Source organism: Nonomuraea sp. KM90 (genome assembly GCF_052246675.1).
In the GTDB taxonomy this organism is placed as follows: Bacteria; Actinomycetota; Actinomycetes; order Streptosporangiales; family Streptosporangiaceae; genus Nonomuraea.
In genome coordinates, this window is sequence record NZ_JBQQCB010000001.1 from 412,367 (window position 1) to 429,894 (window position 17,528).

The 17,528-nt window shown below is 72.8% G+C and carries 19 protein-coding genes; 5 read left to right on the forward strand and 14 right to left on the reverse strand.

All coding sequences use genetic code 11. The features are described 5' to 3' along the window. Positions 1–73: 73 nt before the first annotated feature. Complete coding sequence (locus ACTWPW_RS02285; protein ID WP_443167813.1) at positions 74–2,107, forward strand: hydantoinase/oxoprolinase family protein; 2,034 nt, start codon at positions 74–76, stop codon at positions 2,105–2,107. Beyond that, positions 2,104–3,801 (forward strand): hydantoinase B/oxoprolinase family protein, encoded by a 1,698-nt coding sequence (locus ACTWPW_RS02290; protein ID WP_443167814.1) that lies wholly within the window; start codon positions 2,104–2,106, stop codon positions 3,799–3,801. The genes ACTWPW_RS02285 and ACTWPW_RS02290 overlap by 4 nt, the downstream gene beginning before the upstream one ends. On the opposite strand, the gene ACTWPW_RS02295 is transcribed toward ACTWPW_RS02290, so the two are convergent. The 10 genes from ACTWPW_RS02295 to ACTWPW_RS02340 form a co-directional block, all read right to left on the reverse strand. Next, positions 3,756–4,340, reverse strand: a complete 585-nt coding sequence (locus tag ACTWPW_RS02295) for a Uma2 family endonuclease (RefSeq protein ID WP_375109014.1) — start codon at positions 4,338–4,340, stop codon at positions 3,756–3,758. The two genes, ACTWPW_RS02290 and ACTWPW_RS02295, sit on opposite strands and share 46 nt — an antisense overlap. A gap of 63 nt (positions 4,341–4,403) precedes the next feature. Further along, positions 4,404–5,045, reverse strand: a complete 642-nt coding sequence (locus ACTWPW_RS02300) for an adenosylcobinamide amidohydrolase (protein WP_443167815.1) — start codon at positions 5,043–5,045, stop codon at positions 4,404–4,406. Next, the gene (locus tag ACTWPW_RS02305; protein WP_443167816.1) at positions 5,042–5,815 is read right to left on the reverse strand and encodes an ABC transporter ATP-binding protein; all 774 of its coding nucleotides are present in this window, start codon (positions 5,813–5,815) and stop codon (positions 5,042–5,044) included. The genes ACTWPW_RS02300 and ACTWPW_RS02305 overlap by 4 nt, the downstream gene beginning before the upstream one ends. Next, complete coding sequence (locus ACTWPW_RS02310) at positions 5,812–6,846, reverse strand: FecCD family ABC transporter permease (protein ID WP_443167817.1); 1,035 nt, start codon at positions 6,844–6,846, stop codon at positions 5,812–5,814. The genes ACTWPW_RS02305 and ACTWPW_RS02310 overlap by 4 nt, the downstream gene beginning before the upstream one ends. Before the next feature lies 1 nt (position 6,847). After that, entirely contained in the window at positions 6,848–7,801 is a 954-nt protein-coding gene (locus tag ACTWPW_RS02315; protein ID WP_443167818.1) for an ABC transporter substrate-binding protein, read from the reverse strand. Positions 7,802–8,031: 230 nt separating this feature from the next. Further along, the gene (locus tag ACTWPW_RS02320; protein ID WP_443167819.1) at positions 8,032–8,889 is read right to left on the reverse strand and encodes a Gfo/Idh/MocA family protein; all 858 of its coding nucleotides are present in this window, start codon (positions 8,887–8,889) and stop codon (positions 8,032–8,034) included. A 264-nt stretch (positions 8,890–9,153) separates the two neighbouring features. Further along, on the reverse strand, positions 9,154–9,993 hold the full coding sequence (locus ACTWPW_RS02325; RefSeq protein ID WP_443167820.1) for an SDR family NAD(P)-dependent oxidoreductase: 840 nt from the start codon (positions 9,991–9,993) through the stop codon (positions 9,154–9,156). Next, positions 9,990–11,183 (reverse strand): cytochrome P450, encoded by a 1,194-nt coding sequence (locus ACTWPW_RS02330; RefSeq protein WP_443167821.1) that lies wholly within the window; start codon positions 11,181–11,183, stop codon positions 9,990–9,992. Before ACTWPW_RS02330 ends, ACTWPW_RS02325 begins: the two co-directional genes overlap by 4 nt. Then, positions 11,180–12,136, reverse strand: a complete 957-nt coding sequence (locus ACTWPW_RS02335) for a phosphotriesterase family protein (RefSeq protein ID WP_443167822.1) — start codon at positions 12,134–12,136, stop codon at positions 11,180–11,182. Before ACTWPW_RS02335 ends, ACTWPW_RS02330 begins: the two co-directional genes overlap by 4 nt. Further along, positions 12,121–12,888: a phytanoyl-CoA dioxygenase family protein gene (locus ACTWPW_RS02340; protein WP_375109005.1), complete on the reverse strand. Its 768-nt coding sequence runs from the start codon at positions 12,886–12,888 to the stop codon at positions 12,121–12,123. Before ACTWPW_RS02340 ends, ACTWPW_RS02335 begins: the two co-directional genes overlap by 16 nt. Positions 12,889–12,988: 100 nt before the next feature. Here ACTWPW_RS02340 and ACTWPW_RS02345 point away from each other — a divergent pair, with 100 nt between their 5' ends. Genes ACTWPW_RS02345 through ACTWPW_RS02355 form a run of 3 tightly spaced genes read left to right on the forward strand, consistent with a single transcriptional unit; the run spans position 12,989 to position 15,209 of the window. Next, on the forward strand, positions 12,989–13,642 hold the full coding sequence (locus tag ACTWPW_RS02345) for a hypothetical protein (RefSeq protein WP_375109004.1): 654 nt from the start codon (positions 12,989–12,991) through the stop codon (positions 13,640–13,642). A 41-nt stretch (positions 13,643–13,683) separates the two neighbouring features. After that, positions 13,684–14,592, forward strand: coding sequence for a TIGR03621 family F420-dependent LLM class oxidoreductase (locus ACTWPW_RS02350; RefSeq protein ID WP_375109003.1), 909 nt, complete (start codon positions 13,684–13,686; stop codon positions 14,590–14,592). Positions 14,593–14,630: 38 nt separating this feature from the next. Then, positions 14,631–15,209 carry a histidine phosphatase family protein gene (locus ACTWPW_RS02355; protein WP_375109002.1) on the forward strand — a complete coding sequence of 193 codons (579 nt, stop codon included), beginning with the start codon at positions 14,631–14,633 and terminating at the stop codon, positions 15,207–15,209. Positions 15,210–15,216: 7 nt separating this feature from the next. Here ACTWPW_RS02355 and ACTWPW_RS02360 read toward each other — a convergent pair whose 3' ends face one another. From ACTWPW_RS02360 to ACTWPW_RS02375, 4 genes are read right to left on the reverse strand one after another with little or no spacing between them, the layout of a single operon-like run. Next, the gene (locus ACTWPW_RS02360) at positions 15,217–15,492 is read right to left on the reverse strand and encodes a sigma factor (RefSeq protein ID WP_375109001.1); all 276 of its coding nucleotides are present in this window, start codon (positions 15,490–15,492) and stop codon (positions 15,217–15,219) included. Then, entirely contained in the window at positions 15,492–16,379 is an 888-nt protein-coding gene (locus ACTWPW_RS02365) for a hypothetical protein (RefSeq protein WP_443167823.1), read from the reverse strand. The genes ACTWPW_RS02360 and ACTWPW_RS02365 overlap by 1 nt, the downstream gene beginning before the upstream one ends. 20 nt (positions 16,380–16,399) lie before the next feature. Next, positions 16,400–17,158 carry a hypothetical protein gene (locus tag ACTWPW_RS02370; RefSeq protein ID WP_375108999.1) on the reverse strand — a complete coding sequence of 253 codons (759 nt, stop codon included), beginning with the start codon at positions 17,156–17,158 and terminating at the stop codon, positions 16,400–16,402. Between the two features lie 43 nt (positions 17,159–17,201). Next, positions 17,202–17,459 carry a hypothetical protein gene (locus ACTWPW_RS02375; RefSeq protein WP_443167824.1) on the reverse strand — a complete coding sequence of 86 codons (258 nt, stop codon included), beginning with the start codon at positions 17,457–17,459 and terminating at the stop codon, positions 17,202–17,204. Between the last annotated feature and the right edge of the window lie 69 nt (positions 17,460–17,528).

Below are 17,528 nucleotides of genomic sequence, written 5' to 3' on the forward strand. Positions count from 1 at the left end.
GTCCCAATCACCTGCCGTAAGTCAATAGACCACTTCGTAGACAAGCGCTTGCTCGGGGACATAACGTACCTGAATGGGTTACACGATCGGCGTCGATGTCGGCGGTACCTTCACCGACGTGGTCGTTCGGGGCACGTCGGGCGCGCTGTCCGTAGCCAAATGTCTGAGCACCCACTACGACCCCATCGCGGGGATCGTCACCGGCGTTACGCGCGCGCTCGGCGACCGCGACCCGTCGCAGGTCACGCGGGTGGTGCACGCCACGACGCTGGCCACCAACGCGGTGCTCGAACGCAAAGGCGTACGTGTCGCCTATGTCACGACACAGGGCTTTCGCGCCGCCCTCCCGCTGGGCCGCTACGCCCGCGTCGAAGAGGACCGCTACGACCTCCGCTTCACCCCGCCCCCTCCCCCGGTCGCCCCGGGTGACTGCTTCGAGGTGGTGGAGCGGATCTCGGCCCGCGGCGACGTGCTGACCCCGCTGGACCCCGGTTCGGTACGCCGCGCCGCCGCCGAGATCGCCGCCCGCGGCATCGAGTCGGCGGCGGTCTGCCTCCTGCACTCCTACGCCAACCCCGCCCACGAACGGCAGGCGGCGGCGATCCTGCGCGCGTCGATCCCCAACGTGGTGGTCTCGTCGGAGATCTGGCCGGAGATCCGCGAGTACGAGCGCGCCACCACCACGATCATCTCCGCCTACGTCGGCCCCTTGATGGCCTCCTACCTCACGCGGCTGCGGGAGCGGCTGGCCGAGCTCGGGATCCGCGCGCCCATCCACGTCATGGAGTCCAGCGGCGGGGTGATCTCCGCCGAGCTGGCCGCCCGGCGGGCGGTGGCCACGATCGAGTCGGGCCCGGCCGCGGGGGTGCTGGCGGCGGCCGGGGCCGGGTTCGCGGAGGCGATCTCGTTCGACATGGGCGGGACCACGGCCAAGACGTGCGTGGTGCGCGGCGGCCGGCCCGAGATCACGCACGAGTTCCACGTCGGCGGCAAGGGCAGCTTCGGCGGGCGGCGGGCGGGCACCGGCGTGCCGATCAAGACCCCGGCCATCGACCTGGCGGAGGTGGGCGCGGGCGGGGGCAGCGTGGCCTGGCTCGACCCGGCGGGCGCGCTGCGCGTCGGCCCGCACTCGGCCGGCTCCTCCCCCGGGCCCGCGTGCTACGGCCTGGGCGGCTCCGAGCCGACCGTCACGGACGCGAACCTCGTGCTCGGCTACCTGTCCTCGGCGTCGATCCCGCTGTCGCCCGCGCTGGCGGACAAGGCGCTGGACCGGCTGGCGGGGCCGCTCGGGGTGTCCAGGGAGGAGGCCGCGTACGCCGTGCACGAGATCGTCAGCGCCTCCATGGCCTCGGCGGTGCACGTGGTGACGGTGCAGCGCGGGATCGACCCGCGCGGCTTCGCCCTGGTGGCCTTCGGCGGCGCCGGGCCGATGCACGCGGCGCGGGTGGCGGAGCGGTTCGGGATCGGGACGGTGGTGGTCCCGGCGTACTGCGGGGTGGCCTCGGCGGCCGGGCTGCTGGCGGGGGCGCTGTCGACGGACCGCGTCCTGTCGCGCCTGGACGAGCCGGACCCCCCGGCCGTCTTCGGCTCCCTGGCCGCGGAGGCGGCCGCCGACCTGGGCGTCTCGCTCACGTCGCCGGGCGTGCGGGTGCTGCGCTCCGTGGACGTGCGGTTCAAGGGGCAGTCCCACGATCTGACCGTGGACTGGGCCGGCGACCGGGACACGCTGGAGTCCCGCTTCTTCCGCAGGTACGCGGAGGTCTACGGGATCACCCAGCGAGGGGAGGTCGAGCTCGTGAGCTACCGCGTCCGCGTGACCACCCCCGCTGAGGAGGGCCCAGCCGAGGAGGGCCCGGCCGAGGAGAACGCGCCACCCGCTACCGGACCGCCTCCGCACCGGCGGGGGGAGCCCGGGGCGCGGACGGCGTACTTCCCGGAGTGCGGGGGCCACACCGAGGTGCCCGTCCACACCAGGGACACCCTGCGCGGGGAGCTCCGGGGGCCGGCCGTCGTCGAGGACGACGAGTCCACGATCGTGGTGCCGCCCGGCTGGAGCGCCGCCCTGGCCGCCACCCGCGCCGTGCACCTCACCAGGAGCGGGGCATGACCGATCCGCTGACCGCCGAGGTGCTCAGGAACGCGCTGGTCGTGGCGGCGGAGGAGGCCAGCATCGTGGTGGTGCGCTCGGCGTACTCGACGTTCATCGTCGAGGGCTCCGACGCCTCGGCCGCCGTGCTCGACGCGCGGGGGCGCCTGATCGCCCACTCCATGGCCACCACGCTCATGAACAGCATGGCGCTCAAGATCGCCCTTCCCGAGCTGCTCGAGGACCATCCCCCGGACACGATGCGCCCCGGCGACGTGTACGCGCTCAACGACGCCTACCGCGGCGGCGTGCACACCAACGACCTGCTCGTCTACCGCCCCGTCTTCGTCGGCGGGAGCCCGGCGTACTTCACCGCCACCATGATCCACGTCTCCGACCTGGGCGGCCTCTCGGCCGGCGGCATGGCGCCGCTGGCCACGGACATCTTCCTGGAGGGCCTCCAGCTCCCCCCGGTGCGCCTGGCCACGAGCCAGGGCCTCGACCCGGCCGTCGAGGCGATCCTGAAGGCCAACAGCCGCACCCCGGACAAGGTCATGGGCGACGTGCGGGCGCTCGTGGCCGGGACGGCGGTGGCCGCCGCCCGGCTGGAGTCGCTGATCGCCGAGTACGGCGAGCGCGGCCTGGCCGAGGGCGTCGACGACTACCTTGACTACACGGAAGCCAGGACCCGCGCGGCCCTGGAGGAGCTGCCGCGGGGCCGGTTCGAGGCGGCGTACCCGATCGACGACGACGGCATCAACCCCGAAAAATCCCACTACATCCGGGTGGCCGTCACGCTCGGCGACCGGGCCGAGCTCGACTTCGCGGGCACCGACCCGCAGGTCCCGGCGGCCGTCAACGCCTCGGCCTCGCAGTCCCTGGCCGCCGCCGTCTTCGCGATCCGCTGCTTCCTCGACCCCACCATCCCCATGAACGACGGCTGCCTGCGGGCCATCGACGTGCACCTGCCCGAGGGCTCCCTGCTGAACGCCCGCTCCCCCTACCCGTGCGGCGGCCGGTACGTCCCCATCTACGCCGCCATGGAGGCCGTCTTCCAGGCCATGTCGGACGCGGTGCCCGAACGGGCCATCGCGGCCAGCGGGATCCTGCAGCCGTTCTCGATCGCGGCGGTCGGGGCGCCGTACTGGATCCACCTGTCGTACGACTTCGGCGGCGTGGGCGCCCGCCGGGGCCTGGACGGGCCGGACGCGACGGGCGTGCACTTCGGGATCGGCCGCAACTCGGTGCCGCAGGTAGAGCCGGTGGAGAGCCGCTGCCCGATGATCGTGGAGTCCATCGAGACGATCCCGGACTCGGGCGGGCCGGGACGGCACCGGGGCGGGCTGGGCTCGCGGACGGTGTACCGGTTCCTGGCGGACTGCCACGTCACCACCCGGGGCGACCGGCTCCGGCTGGCCCCTCCGGGACGGGAGGGCGGGCTGCCGGGACGGCTGGGCGGGTTCTACCGGCGGCGGCTGGACGGGACGGTGGAGCGGCTGGCGTCCAAGGTGAACAACGTGCGGTTCGCGGCCGGGGAGGCGTTCATCGTCGAGACGACGGGAGGGGGCGGGCTGGGTCCGCCGGAGGAACGGGACCGGGAGGCGGTCGCCGCCGACCTGGACGCCGGGCGCGTGACGGCGCGAGGCGCGGCGGACGACTACGGTGTGGTTCAGTCGAGGTCGATCAGCTCGGCGGGATCGAAGCTGACGGGGTAGGGCTCCGACAGGGTGGCCGTGGTTCCGGACCTGTAGGCGGTGGGTTCCGTATAGGCATCGCCGTCGAGCTCGTAGACGTAGAGCGTCGGACCCTGGTCGGGCTCGACGCGCCAGTAGGCGGGGATGCCCGCCGCCGCGTAGGCCTCGCTCTTCAGCTTTCTGTCGGTGGCCTTGGTGCTCGGACTGACGACCTCCACGGCCAGCAGCACGTCATCCGGCCGGAACATGAGTTTCGCGGACCTCGCCGCAACTTTCGGGACGACCACGAGGTCGGGGATGTAGAAGTCGTTGTCGCTCGCACGCACGTTGACTGTGGACAGCACCTTCAGGTGCGGGGGCTTCGCTTCGTGCAGGATCATCTGCAGAGCGAAGATCACGTCCTGGTGCAGGGGGGTGGGGGCAGGGCTCACTACTAGGCTCCCGTTGAAGAGCTCGTAACGGAACCCGTCATCCGGGATCTCGAGCAGGTCATCGACGTTGAACGGCGCACTGCGCTCTCTGGCGTAGGCGGCGTGCCCTGTCGGTTCGATCGTCGCCATTGCGGTCACCTGCTCAGTATCGGGAGTCTCGCCCTCGCCCACATGCTACTTCCCCGAATTCCCTCACTTTGAGTGACGAGGCCGCCACGCCTCGGCCCCGCGGCGTACCGCGGCGTGGACGGCCCGTGCCATCCGGGCGCCCCACTCCGACCGGGGCCCGCCGAACACCTCCTGCGGCCCGTTGGCCGGGACCGCCACGCACACCGCGTCCGACGCCGTGCCCGTGCCCGCGAACCCCGTCTCCATCAGCGCCTGCGACTTCGCCTCCGTGACCGTCATCACCGTGTTCACCAGCGCCGCGTCCGTCATCGCGACGGGGGCCACCACCACGATGTTGATCGTCCCCACCCGTATCGGGGCCAGCTCCGGGTCCTGGTGCCCCTCGGGGGCGGCCGCCCAGGTGGGCACCCGCAGCCCCACGGTCGCGTACGCCTCCACGCCCCCGTCCGCGGCCCGGACGTACCGGTCGACGGACGCGGCGGTCATCATCCCGACCCCGTCCCCCGTGGCGGGCCCGAGTGAGGCGAGGTGATCGATCGGGTCCATCCGCGAGTAGCCCGCCACCACCTGGGCGTTCAGCACCCACTCCCGGGGGCCGATCCCTCCGCCCAGCATCGCCGAGGAGATCATCCGCCACCCCGGCCCGAACTCCCACAGCAGCGCCCGGAGCCGGGCCCCCTCCTCCACCCGATACGTGAGCTTCACGACCCTCCCCTGACCAGGTGCACGACGGGCCGCCCGTCGGGCCCGGGCTCGATCTTCACATGCGCGTCGAAGTGCCGTCCCACGAGTTCCTCGGTCAGCACCTGCGCGGGCTCGCCCGCGGCGGCGGCGCGGCCCTCGGCCAGGAGCAGGAGGGCGTCGGCGTACAGGCCCGCGACGGTCAGGTCGTGCAGGGTGGTGACGACGGTCAGGCCGTCGGCCCGGCGGAGCCGGTCCACCAGCTCCAGCACCTGCTGCTGGTGCCCGAGGTCCAGCGCGGTCGTGGGCTCGTCGAGCAGCAGCACGGGGGCCTCCTGGGCGAGCGCCCTGGCGAGCACGACGCGCTGCCGCTCCCCGCCGGACAGCTCCCCGACGCGGCGCGCGGCCAGCGCCGTCAGGTCCAGCCGGTCCAGCACGCTCTCCGACACCGCCCGGTCGTGCCTGCTCTCCCGCCCCAGATACGGGATGTACGGCGTCCGCCCCAGCAGCGCGTAGTCGAAGACCGTCATGTCGGGCGGCAGGGCGGGCGTCTGCGGCGCGTACGCCACCAGCCGGGCCCGCTCGCGCGGCTTCAGCGCGCCGGCCGGCCGGGAGCCGAGCACGACCTCCCCCCGGTGCGCGACCAGCCCCATGACGGCCTTGAGCAGGGTGGACTTGCCGGCCCCGTTGGGCCCGATGACGGCCACCCACTCGCCGCGCCGCGCCTCCAGGTCCACGCCGGTCAGGACCTCGCGCTCCCCGAGCCGTACGGACAGGCCGCGTGCGCTGATCATGTGGCCGTCCGCCTGGTCATACGCAGTACGCCGACGAAGAACGGCGCCCCCACGAACATCGTCACCACGCCGATCGGCAGCTCGGCCGGCGCCAGCACGGTACGGGCGACGAGGTCGGCCAGCACCAGGAACGCCGCCCCGCCGATCAGCGAGAGCGGCAGCACGATCCGGTACGACCCGCCCGCCAGCCGCCGCACGACATGCGGGATGACGATGCCCACGAACCCGATCAGCCCGCTCACCGCCACGGCCGCCGCGGTGGCCAGCGAGGCCGCCAGCAGCACGGTGAAGCGTACCCGGCCCGCCCGCACGCCCAGGCTCGTGGCCTCCTCGTCGCCCACGGACAGCACGTCCAACATCCGCCCGTGCAGCAGGAGCACGACGGTGGAGACGACGGCGTACGGCAGGACCAGCCAGAGCTGGTCCCACCCGCCGCCGACGTCGCCGAGGATCCACGAGTAGATGCGCTGCAGCTCCTCGACGTTGAACTGCTGGATGAACGTCTGGATCGCGGTCAGGAACGACGTGACCGCCACCCCCGCCAGCACCAGCGTGGCCGTGCCGCCGGCCCGCCCGGCCGTGTTGCCCAGCGTGTACGCCAGGAACACCCCGCCCACGGCCCCCACGAAGGCCGCCACCGGGATGCTCCCGGCCACGGAGGGCAGCAGCACGATCGCCGCGGTCGTCGCCAGGCCGGCGCCCGCCGCCGCGCCGAGCAGGTACGGATCGGCGAGCGGGTTGCGGAACACGCCCTGGTAGCCGGCCCCCGCCATGGCCAGCAGCCCGCCCACCACGGCGGCGAGGAGCACCCTCGGCAGCCGCAGCTCGAACAGCAGCCCCTGCTCGACCGGCGCCAGCCCGGAGTCCACCCGCGCGACCGGCAGCCAGTCCACCACCTGCAGCACGACCTGCCACGGCGAGATGTCGGCCGCCCCGTCGAGCAGCCCGGCGATCATGGAGACGGCCAGCACGCCCAGGGCGCCCGCCACCCACAGGGGTCTCGCCCTGGCCGGGCCGGCCTGCGTCACCATCTCAGCTCGCGCCGGCCTTGGCCACGGCGGCGCCGATCGTCTCGGCGAGCTCCACGACGCGCGGGCCCCAGCGGGAGGCGATGTCGTCGTCGAGCTGGATCACCCGGTCGTTCTTGATGGCGGACAGGTTCTTCCAGCCCGGCCGCTCGGCCAGGGTCTCCTTGCTCTGCCGGCAGCACTTGACGTCCGCCAGGAAGATCAGGTCGGGGTCGGCCTGGGCCACGAACTCGGCCGACAGCTTCGGGTAGCCGCCCGCCGCCTCGGGCGCCTTGTCGGCGACGTTGGTCAGGCCGAACATCGCGTAGATCTGGCCGATGAACGTCTGGGACGTGGCGGCGTACGGCGTCTGGTCGAGCTCGTGGTAGTACGTGAGCTTGCCGGCCTTGGGCGCCTCGGCGGCCAGCTTGTCCATGGCCGCCTTCATGCCGGCGACGACCTCGTCCGCCTTGGCCTTGTTGCCGGTGGCGGCGCCCAGCTCGGCGATCTCCTCGTACGCCTCGTCGAGCTTGGTGGCGGACGGCTGGTGCAGGACGGGCACGTTCACCTTGCCCAGCTCCTTGACCACCTGGTCGAGGTCGTCGGAGACGATGACCAGGTCGGGCTTCTGGGCGACGATGGCCTCGACGTTCGGCTTGAAGCCGGACAGGTCCGTCTTGGGGGCCTCGGGCGGGTGGTTCGACGCGGCGTCCACCGCGATGACCTGGGGGCCCGCGCCGATGGCGAACAGCGTCTCGGTGTGGGTGGCCGACAGCGAGACGATCCGCTCCGGCCTCTTGGCGATGGTGACCTGGCCGTTGCCCGCCTCGATGGTGACGGGGAAGTCGCCGGTGGCGGCGGGGGCGGCGGAGGTAGGGGCTGTTGCCGACGGGGATGCTGTGGTGCCGGTCTGACCGCAACCGGCCAGGACGAGCGTTCCCAGCAGCGCGCCCGCGAAGGCCGTGCGTACGGGCCTCACGAGTAGTCCTTTCACACTGTTCGGAACCGAGAGACCCGCGTTGAGCGACGGATCACCCTTTTCCACGAGGGTTGATGACGTCAGCGCGGAGGCAGGCGACCTGGCTATGACAGTTGCGGGACAGCGCCGGAATCGCACCGGACTTCGCTGCGCTCTGCGCGTGAGTAAAGGGAAGGCTATCAATCGCCCAAGTGCCGGCGACGTCAAGGGGCCTGCTGGGCCGGTCGGGCCTAGCGGGTCAGCTGGTGCTCCGCCTCGGCGATGATCTCCTGCAGCCTGAGCCCGTGGGCGGCGTCGAGGGGGTGCCCGCCGCCGGCGCGCACGGTCCTGGCGAACTCCTCGGCGACCGCCTCCAGAGGGTCGTCGTCGAAGTGCGGCAGCACGGCGCTGCCGGTGCGGCCGTACACGGCGAACATGGGCGGGGGCGGGTCACCGGCGGTGGCCATGCACAGGGACGCCTCGCTGACGGCGCCGCCCTCGTGGTCGAGCAGCAGGCCGGTCCAGCCGAGCGGGTCACCGTGCGCGCGCACGCCGGTGACCGGGCCCAGGGCGGCGGCCAGCAGGTCGATCACGTGCGGGCCGACGTCGAGCAGCGCGCCGCGCTCGAGCCGCCAGGGGGTGGCGAAGGGGTGGTCGCCGAGGAGGGCGCCGGAGACGTTCGCGGCGTGGCCGCCGAACGGCTCGATCTCGGCGCAGCGGGCCAGGAACGCGCGGGTCTGAGGGGCGTACCGCAGGGTGAGCACGATCTGGGAGGCCACGCCCGCCTCGGCCACGGCATCGGCCAGCCGCCGTGCGCCGTCGAGGGAGTCGGCCAGGGGCTTCTCCAGCAGCAGTGCCTTGCCGGCGCGGGCGGCCAGGACGGCGTACTGGGCCTGCACGGCGGGCGGGACGCAGAACGCGACGGCCTCGCAGTGGTCGAACAGCTCCTCCACCCTGGTGAAGACGGGGGCGCCCAGCCGGGCGGCCTGCTCGGGGCGCCGGGCCCACACGCCGGCCAGCCGCGTGTGCGGCCCCCGGGCCAGCATCGGCCCGTGCGCCATCCGCGCCCACGGCCCCGCCCCGACCAGCCCGACCGCCACCGGCTCCATACGCCCCCCTCACCTCAAAACCACACCATAGGGGACATTCGCTCAAAGATCACCTCCCACCGCCCGCCCCGCTACGCGGCTGGGACCCGAACAGGGGGATGGCACATGGGACGGCGCACGCTGGAGAGACGGAACGGCGCACGCCGGAGAGGCCGGACGGCGCCACGACCGGACGGCGCCACGGCCGGACGGCGCCAGGGGCGGGCGGCGGGAACCGTGGGGCGGCGGCGACGCGAACCGGTGGTGATCCAGGCGGGGCCGGGGTCAGAGGGGGTGGCGGGACTGGTGGACGGCGTGCTGGGGGCGGTGGGCGAGGGTGCCGGAGTCGAGGACGAGGGTCTGACCGGTGAGGCAGCGGGACTCGTCGGAGCACAGGAAGGACACCAGGGCGGCCACGTCCTCCACCGTGCACGCCCACGGCAGCAGCCGCTCCGCCGCCTTGTCGGCCAGCTGGGCAGGCGTCAGGGCGCGTTGCGCGTTCGGGGTGAGGACGAGGGCGGGGGCCACCGCGTTGCAGCGGACGCCGCGCGAGCCGTACATGGTGGCCACGTAGCGGGTGAAGCCGATCAGGGCGGCCTTCGAGGCGCCGTACGCCGCGTGCACCGTGTCACCCACCAGGGCGGACACCGAGGACGTGATGACGATGGCGCCCCCGTCGGGCATCGCGGGCACCGTGTGCTTGACCGCGAGCATGGCCCCGCGCAGGTTGACCTCCATGGTGCGGTCCCATACGGCCACGTCGAGGGAGTCCAGCTCGCGGTCCCGGCCGTACACGTCGGCGTCGAGAACGGCGGCGTTGGAGTGCAGGACGTCCACCCGCCCGAACGCCGCCACCAGCGTCGCCACCGCCTCCTCCACCTGCTTCTCGTCGGACACGTCGCAGGTCAGCGCCATCGCGGTGCCGCCGCGGGAGCGGATGCCGGCGGCGGTGGCGCGCGCGGCGGCCGTACGGAGGTCGAGCACCCCGACGCAGGCGCCCTCGGCGGCCAGGCGGGCGGCGCAGCCGGCGCCGATGCCGGACCCGGCGCCGGTCACGAGCGCGACGCGCCCGTCGAAGCGCCCGTCCGAGCGCCCGTCCGAGCGCCCGTCCGAGCGCCCGTTCACCACTCGACCGGCAGGGACGGCAGGCCGCGGCCCACGATCGACCTGCGGTAGGAGATCTCCTGGCCGGGTACGAGCCGCAGCCGCGGCAACCGGTGCCCGAGCACCTCCAGCGCGGTGCGCAGTTGCAGCCGGCCGAGCGCGGCCCCGACGCAGAAGTGGATGCCGTACCCGAAGACCATGTGGTCGGCGGCGTTCGGCCGGTCGACGCGGAACCGGTCGGGGTCGGGGAAGACGCTCTCGTCGTGGGCGGCGGAGTCGGTGGACAGCAGGACGAGGGCCCCGGCCGGGATCGTCACGCCGTGCAGGGAGATGTCGGTCACCGCGTACCGGAAGGAGCCCAGCGAGGCCCCGTCGATCCGCATGCACTCCTCGGAGGCGTTGGCGACCAGCGGCGGCGGCACCGGCCAGGCGTCCTCCCGCAGCAGCCGCAGGACGGTGTTGCCGAGCTGGTTCGGGACGGTGTCGTTGCCCCCGAGCAGGATCGTGGAGATCAGCTCCACCACCTCGCGATGCGTCAGCTCGTCGCCGATGAGCGAGGTCATCAGGGAGGTGAAGTCGTCCTTCGGGTCCTTGGCGCGGGCGGCCACCAGCCGGTCCACGTAGTCGAGGTAGGTCAGGAAGCTGCCGGCCAGCTCCAGCTGGCGGGCGGGCGGCTGGGGCGACAGGAAGAGCTGGAACCAGTCCTTGACGTGCGACTGCACGAACGCCTCGTCCGCCTCGGGGACCCCGATGAAGCGGGCGGTCAGCTTGATCGACGGCTCGTGGCCGATCTCGGTGACGAAGTCGGCCCGGCCGCGCGGGACGAGCCGGTCCAGGAGGTCCTCGTTGAGCCGCCGGAACTGCTGCTCCATGGCGGCGACCGCGCGCGGCGTGAACGCCCGGGACACCGACCGGCGCAGCCGCGTGTGGTCGGGCGGGTCGACGTTGGCCACGAAGCTGGACAGGAACGAGCCGTGCTCGCCCAGCTTCTCCCTCGTCTCGCGGGTCAGGCTGCGCGAGATCGTCAGCGAGCCCTTGGAGGAGAAGCGCCGGGGATCGCCGTACGCGGCGCGCACGTCGGCGTAGCGGGTCAGCACGTACGCCCCGAGGTGCTCGCTCCTGAACACCGGCGACTCCCGGCGGAGCCTGGCCAGGAACTCGTAGGGGGCGGCGACGTGCCAGTCCGAGGTGACGTCGAAGTCCTCGATCATGCGAAGATCCTCCGCGGGTTGCCGACGAGCATCTGGTCGATCTGGTCGTCCGTGACGCCCCGCTTGCGCAGCTCGGGCAGCACGTCGCGGGAGATGTGCAGCAGGTGGTAGTTGGGGTGCCGGCGGCGCACGACGTCGGCGTCGAACCGGTCGTTGAAGCAGTACGAGTCGTGCCCCAGCACCATCCGCCCGGCGTGCCCGCGCCCGCACATCTCGGCCACGATCGCCACCCGGTCCTCGAACGAGCTGATCGTCTCGATGCCGAAGCGGTCCATGCCCAGGTAGGACCCGTTCGCGATCAGTTCCTCCAGGTAGGCCACATTGGTCGAGTCACCGGCGTGCCCGATGACCACCCGGCCCAGGTCCACGCCGAGCGAGGCGAGCAGCTCCTGCTGCGCCAGCCCGCCCCTGGAGGCGCTGTGGGAGTGGGTGGTGATCGGCGCGCCGGTCTCCAGGTGGGCCTCGGCGACCGCCCGGAACACCCGCTCGCACCCCTTGGTCATCCCCAGGTGGTCGGAGGCGCACTTCAGCATGGCCGCCTTGACGCCGGTGCGCCCGATGCCCTCGGTGATGTCCCGTACGAAGAACTCGGCCAGCCGGTCCGGTCCCCCGAACAACGATCCGGGCCCCCGGTTGGCGAAGTACGGCGGGAGGGCGTCGTAGGTGTAGAGGCCGGTGGCGGCCACGATGTTCACGCTGGTCAGCTCGGCCACCCGGCGCACGGCGGGGACGTACCTGCCGAGCCCGACCACGGTGAGGTCCACGATCGTGTCGACGCCCTCCGCCTTGAGCGCGTCCAGCTTGCCCGCCGCCTCCCGGGCCCGCGCCTCCAGGTCCCACTCCTCGGGGATGTCCGGCCAGTTCCAGAGGATCTCCGGGCTGAGCCCGAAGACGTGCTCGTGCATGAGCGTCGCCCCGAGGTCGGCGACCGGGCCCTTCACGGTCTCAGGCACGGGAACCTCTCGTGCTCGAAGGGCCGGTTCACCTCGAGGCCGAGCCCGTCGGTCTGCCTGTACGGCAGGCCGGTGTAGAGGGCGTCGGCGTCGAAGTAGGTGGCGGTGAAGGACAGGCGCGGGCTGTCGCGGCGGTTGGCGGGGGCGCCGTGCACGGTCAGGGCGTGGTGCACGGTCGCGTCGCCGGCCTCGAGGTCCAGGGGCGGTGACAGCTCCAGCTCCTTCAGCCACGGGTGCTGGCTGAGCTGGTCGTCGCCCGGGCGGGTGAAGCTGCGCCCGAGCAGGCCGTACCGGTGGGAGCCGTCGTAGAAGCGCAGCGACCCCATTTCGGCGGGCACGTCGGCCAGGGCCAGCCAGACGGTCAGCATGGCCGAGCGATCCATGGGCATCCAGGGGAAGTCCTGGTGGAACTCGGTGGCGCCGTGCTCCCCGGCCTCCTTGACGAGCAGGTTGGTGACCTGCACGCGCACGGCCCGCACGCCGCGCAGCAGCCGTACGGCGTTGCGGCCCATCGCGGGGCTCATGGTCAGGGCGCCGAACAGCTCGTCGCTCGCCGCGATGTCCCTGGACTGGCCGAACGCCTGGTCGACCAGCGTCTCGTGGCTCCTGGAGCGCGCGCGGAGGAAACCCGTGGCGCGCTCGCGCAGCTCTGCGGTGGTGTCCGGGTCGATCAACCGGCCGAGCCGCACCCAGCCGTGCTCGGTGAAGAACGCCGCCTCGTCGTCTGTCGCCTGGCGTACGGGGATCTCCATGTCCCCCAGTCTCGCACCTAAAGCAAGCGCTTGGTAAGCCCCGCGGATTGAGTAGCCCCTACTCATGCGCCCCCGCCCGCCGGGTCCGAAGCTCGGGGACATGACCGCAGTTCACCCACGCACCGCCACGGCCGGGTTCACCCGCACCGCGATGATCGCCTGCGCGGTGGCCTCGCCTCTCCTCATCGCCCTGTCGCTGCTGCTCGCCCCGTATCCGGCCACGCTGGAAGGCGAGCCGTACATCCGGGCCTTCACCGCCCACCTCGACGGCTACGCCCTGCTGAGCTGGCTCGGCGTGCTGAGCTTCGCCACCCTCGTCCCCGGCCTCCTCGCGGTGAGCAGGGTGGCCAGGGACGGGCGGCCCGTGCTCGGCCTGGTGGGCATGATTCTCGCCTTCATCCTGACCCTCCCGGCGACCGACACCGACGAGGTCATCTACGCCGCCGCCCGTGCCGGGCTCGACGTGCCCACGACCCACCGGCTGGTCACCGAGGTGAGCGAGGGGCTGCCGACCTCGGCGCTCGGGTTCACGTTCTTCCTGGCGCTGCTGGGGCTGGTGCTGCTGGGCGTCGCGGCGCTGAGCAGCGCGGCACCGAAGTGGGCGGCGATCGCCCTGATCGTGGCGCCGCTGCTCATCCCGGTGGCCTGGCTGGCGCAGCTGTCGAACGTGGCGGCGGGCGCGGCCTGGCTCATCCTCACCGCCGCCATGGGCGGCGTCGCCCTCGCGCTGCCCCAGCCGCGCGAGAAGGCGTGAGGCGGCTACAATCCCAACCAAGCACTTGGTAGGAGGCGGCCGTGCGGCGGTTCAGGTTCGGAGCGGTGGTACGGGAGGCCGGGTCCGGGAAGGCGTGGGCCGAGAAGGCCAGGCGCCTGGAGGGGGCCGGGTTCGACGTGCTGCTGGTGCCCGATCACCTCGTCGGGCCCAGGTTCGCGCCCGTCGCCGCCCTCACCGCGGCCGCCTGCGCCACCACCAGGCTGCGCGTCGGCACCCTCGTGTTCGCCAACGACTTCCGGCACCCGGCCGTGCTGGCCAAGGAGGCGGCCACGCTCGACCTGCTGTCCGGCGGGCGGTTGGAGGTCGGCATCGGCACGGGGTGGCTGGCGGGCGACTACGCCGGCGCCGGGCTCGCGCTGGAGCCCCCGGGGGTGCGCGTCGAGCGGTTGCGCGAGGCGCTCGCCGTGCTCAAGGGGCTCTGGGGCGACGGGCCCTTCGACTTCGAGGGACGGCACTACCGGATCTCCGGCCTCGACCAGCAGCCCAAACCCGTGCAGCGGCCCCGTCCCCCGCTGGTGATCGGCGCGGGCGGGGCCCGGATGTTGCGGCTGGCGGCCGAGGAGGCCGACGTCGTGAACATCGGGATGCGGGTGAAGGCCGACGGGAGCGGGCCCGACGTGCGGGACGGGGGGCTGCCCGCGCTCCTGGGCAAGCTCGCCACCCTGCGCGCGGCGGCCGGCGACCGTTACCCGGAGCTGGAGCTCGGCACCAGCGTGGTGCAGGTGGGCGAGCGGAAGGCGGAGGAGGCGTGGAGCGCGGCCGACAGCTCCGCGCTGGACGAGACACCCCAGGTCCTGCTGGGTACGCGGCACGACATCGCCGACAGGCTCCGCTACTGGCGGGATGAGCACGATATCTCGTACTTCGTGCTGCATCACGAGCGTGACCTGCCCGCTTTCGAGCCCGTCGTCGAGGACCTGGCCACCTGACCGCGGCCGGGAGAAGGCCGTGCCGGATGATGGGACCCATGAACGAGATGCTGCTGCTCCGGCACGGAGAGACCGAATGGAGCAAGGCGGGCAAGCACACCGGACGTACCGACCTGCCTTTGACGGAGCACGGCGAGGAGCAGGCCAGGGCGCTGGCGCCGCTGGTGAAGGAGCCGTTCGACCTGGTGCTGGTCTCCCCCGCCCAGCGCGCCGGGCGGACGGCGGAGCTGGCCGGGCTGTCCGGTTACGAGGTGGACGCCGATCTGTGGGAGTGGGACTACGGCGGCTACGAGGGGATCACCACGCCGGAGATCCGCAGGACTCACCCCGGCTGGTACCTGTGGCGCGACGGCGTGATCCCCGGCGACGCCGAGCACCCGGGCGAGAGCGCCTCCGAGGTGGCGGTGCGCGCCGACCGGGTGATCGAGCGGGCCCGCCGGGTCGAGGGCCGGGTGGCGCTGGTGGCGCACGGGCACTTCCTGCGCGTGCTGGCCGCCCGCTGGCTGGGCCTGGCGCCCGAGGAGGGCCGGCTGCTGAAGCTCGACACGGGCACCTACTCGCGGCTCGGCTACGAGCACGCCGAACCGGTGCTCCTGACCTGGAACGCCCCGGTGTAGAACGCGTCTATAACGGCCCCTGGCCGACCTTCGTGCGCAGGGCCGCCTCGTGCATGGCCCTGCTCACCAGCCAGCCGCGTAACGACCCGAGACTGGGGTCGTAGGCCAGAGGCTGCTCCCAGAGCGCGACGAACACGTTCTGGGTGACCTCCTCCGCGAACGCCTGGCTCTTGGTGACCTTGACCGCGACCCCGTAGACGTACGAGCCGTGCTGGTCATAGGCGTCGGCCAGCGCGTCGAGGTCACCGGCCGTCAGCCGTGCGCACAGGTCCATGTCGCTCATCAGTCGCATCCCAGCGTGGCGGCGGCGCGGATCAGGTCGCGGGCGAGCGCGGGGTCGCCCTCGGCGGCGTACGGGAAGGAGTCGGCCGGCCACCGGTTGCCCAGCAGCCGGCAGAAGTCCACCGCCTCGGCCGAGATGAGCACGGCGACGTGGCCGGAGGTGGGCGAGAGCGGGATCGTCCACGTGCCGCCGCCAGGGCCGGTCAGCACCACGGTGGCCGAGATGTCGCGGCGCGGCCCCTTGAGCGCGCGGGGCAGCAGGGCCAGGCCGAACTCGGCGATCATGTGCACGTGCTCGGGGCGCGGCGCGGCCTTGGACCGGTCGGTGGCGACCCTGATGTCGTCGGCGTGCGTCCACGTCTCGAACGTGCGCTGGATCATGGCCTGGCGCAGCGGCGCGCGGGCCGGGCGGGCCCCCGCGAGCGCCACCTCGACGCCCAGCAGCACCTCGCTGCTGCACGAGACCCGCTCCAGCACGGAGCCGGCCTGCTCGCGCCAGCGCCGGTGCAACGGCGCGGCGGCCGCGCCGGCGCCCGGGACCCCCATGAACGTGGCCACGGTCGAGTCGTTGGCCATGAGGTGCTCGACCAGCCCCCTGACCGTGCCGTGCTTGGCGATCGGGAGCTCCCACTGCGGCTCGCTCAGCTCGGCCAGCAGCTCGTCCATGATCGCGACCTGCTCGGCGTACGGCGCCGCCACGGTGGTCACGGCCATCACGGCCGGGGTGCGGCGGCGGCGCGCCATGGACAGCACGGCCTCACGCAGCGTGGGCGGCGGCGCGACCGCCGTCTCGGGTTGGTCGAGCAGCGCGATCGCCGCGGTGCAGTCAGGGCACGATGCGACGTGTTCGTCTGGGCTCTGCCCGTTGTAGAGGTATGAGTCCGTCATGGCCACCTCCGCAGCCGACGCTAACCCGTCGGACCCCCTTGCGCCAGGCGGCAACCGGGGAACGGTGCGAGAAGCGTCTCACGCCAGGGGCCTTCCAGGTAGTCGCGCGCCCGTTTTCCCCAGTCCAGCAGCCGGGAGTCGGGGGTCGCCTCGTCGTCGAGACCCAGGGCCGCGTCGCGGGCGCGCTGGGTGGCCAGGTGGTCGTCGAGGGAGACGGCCCAGAGGGTGACCGCCTCGGTGTCGCAGAACAGCACCTCGTACAGGCCGACGAGGGTGTGGCCGTGCTCGGCGAGCAGGGGGGCGCGCTCGGTGCGTACGGCGTGCAGGTAGTCGAGTGCGGCGCCGGGGCGTACGCGGGCGCTCTCGAAGAGGTAGAGCTCGGCGGCGGGGGCCTCGGCGAGCGGCGGGCAGCCCGGCGCGGCGCCGAGCGGCCGGGAGAACGCCGAGAAGCGCAGGTCGTCGATGTCGGACAGGAACAGGCGCTCGTCCACGCCCTGGTAGATCTCCATCATCTGCCGCCAGCCGCCGTCCCAGCCGCCGTGGCAGTCCCACAGCGTGACGGCCTTGAACTGGGGATGGCCGGTGATGCCGACCGCGTAGAAGGCGCCCACGAGGTCGATCTCGCGGGACCTGATGGACATGCCGGAGGTGAGCGAGGGCGCCGTGCGGGTCTCGTCCTCGCGCTTGTAGCGGGTCAGCCAGGTGAGGTACTCCAGGGGACGCCTGGAGTTCATCGGCCGGAAGTCGACCTCCTCGATCAGGTGGATCGCGCGCCGCACCACGCCTCCTCTACCAAGCGGTTGCTTGGCCCGAGGATAGCGATCAGGACAGCGCTTGGGAAGGCTGGGGCCCCCGTCCCGTGAGCCACTCCAGGACCCTGCGGTGCCCGGAGGTGGCGTCCTCGAAGTGGCCCCAGTGCCAGTACCGCGGCTGGTCGCGGATGCCGGTCACCCAGGTCCGGTAGGAGACGGAGGCTCCCGTGGTGGCGGGTGCCACGCCGTAAGTGCGGATCACGACCTTGCCGCCCGGTGCGAACAGCACGTCGTCGGCGATCGGATACAGGGTCATCTGGTCGAGCATGGACTGATCCTGACCGTGGCACGAGGCCGGACGGTTACGCCTCCGGCGCGCCCCCGTTAAGCGGGCGCG

Excerpts from the sequence above, each read along its gene's own strand:
- ACTWPW_RS02340 (WP_375109005.1), bottom strand. The coding sequence starts at position 12,888 with ATGGAGATCCCCGTACGCCAGGCGACAGACGACGAGGCGGCGTTCTTC.
- ACTWPW_RS02295 (WP_375109014.1), bottom strand. The coding sequence starts at position 4,340 with ATGGCGACGATCGAACCGACAGGGCACGCCGCCTACGCCAGAGAGCGC.
- ACTWPW_RS02365 (WP_443167823.1), bottom strand. The coding sequence starts at position 16,379 with ATGACGGACTCATACCTCTACAACGGGCAGAGCCCAGACGAACACGTC.
- ACTWPW_RS02305 (WP_443167816.1), bottom strand. The coding sequence starts at position 5,815 with ATGATCAGCGCACGCGGCCTGTCCGTACGGCTCGGGGAGCGCGAGGTC.
- ACTWPW_RS02330 (WP_443167821.1), bottom strand. The coding sequence starts at position 11,183 with ATGATCGAGGACTTCGACGTCACCTCGGACTGGCACGTCGCCGCCCCC.
- ACTWPW_RS02345 (WP_375109004.1), top strand. The coding sequence starts at position 12,989 with ATGACCGCAGTTCACCCACGCACCGCCACGGCCGGGTTCACCCGCACC.
- ACTWPW_RS02355 (WP_375109002.1), top strand. The coding sequence starts at position 14,631 with ATGAACGAGATGCTGCTGCTCCGGCACGGAGAGACCGAATGGAGCAAG.
- ACTWPW_RS02290 (WP_443167814.1), top strand. The coding sequence starts at position 2,104 with ATGACCGATCCGCTGACCGCCGAGGTGCTCAGGAACGCGCTGGTCGTG.
- ACTWPW_RS02360 (WP_375109001.1), bottom strand. The coding sequence starts at position 15,492 with ATGAGCGACATGGACCTGTGCGCACGGCTGACGGCCGGTGACCTCGAC.
- ACTWPW_RS02375 (WP_443167824.1), bottom strand. The coding sequence starts at position 17,459 with ATGCTCGACCAGATGACCCTGTATCCGATCGCCGACGACGTGCTGTTC.
- ACTWPW_RS02310 (WP_443167817.1), bottom strand. The coding sequence starts at position 6,846 with ATGGTGACGCAGGCCGGCCCGGCCAGGGCGAGACCCCTGTGGGTGGCG.
- ACTWPW_RS02320 (WP_443167819.1), bottom strand. The coding sequence starts at position 8,889 with ATGGAGCCGGTGGCGGTCGGGCTGGTCGGGGCGGGGCCGTGGGCGCGG.
- ACTWPW_RS02285 (WP_443167813.1), top strand. The coding sequence starts at position 74 with ATGGGTTACACGATCGGCGTCGATGTCGGCGGTACCTTCACCGACGTG.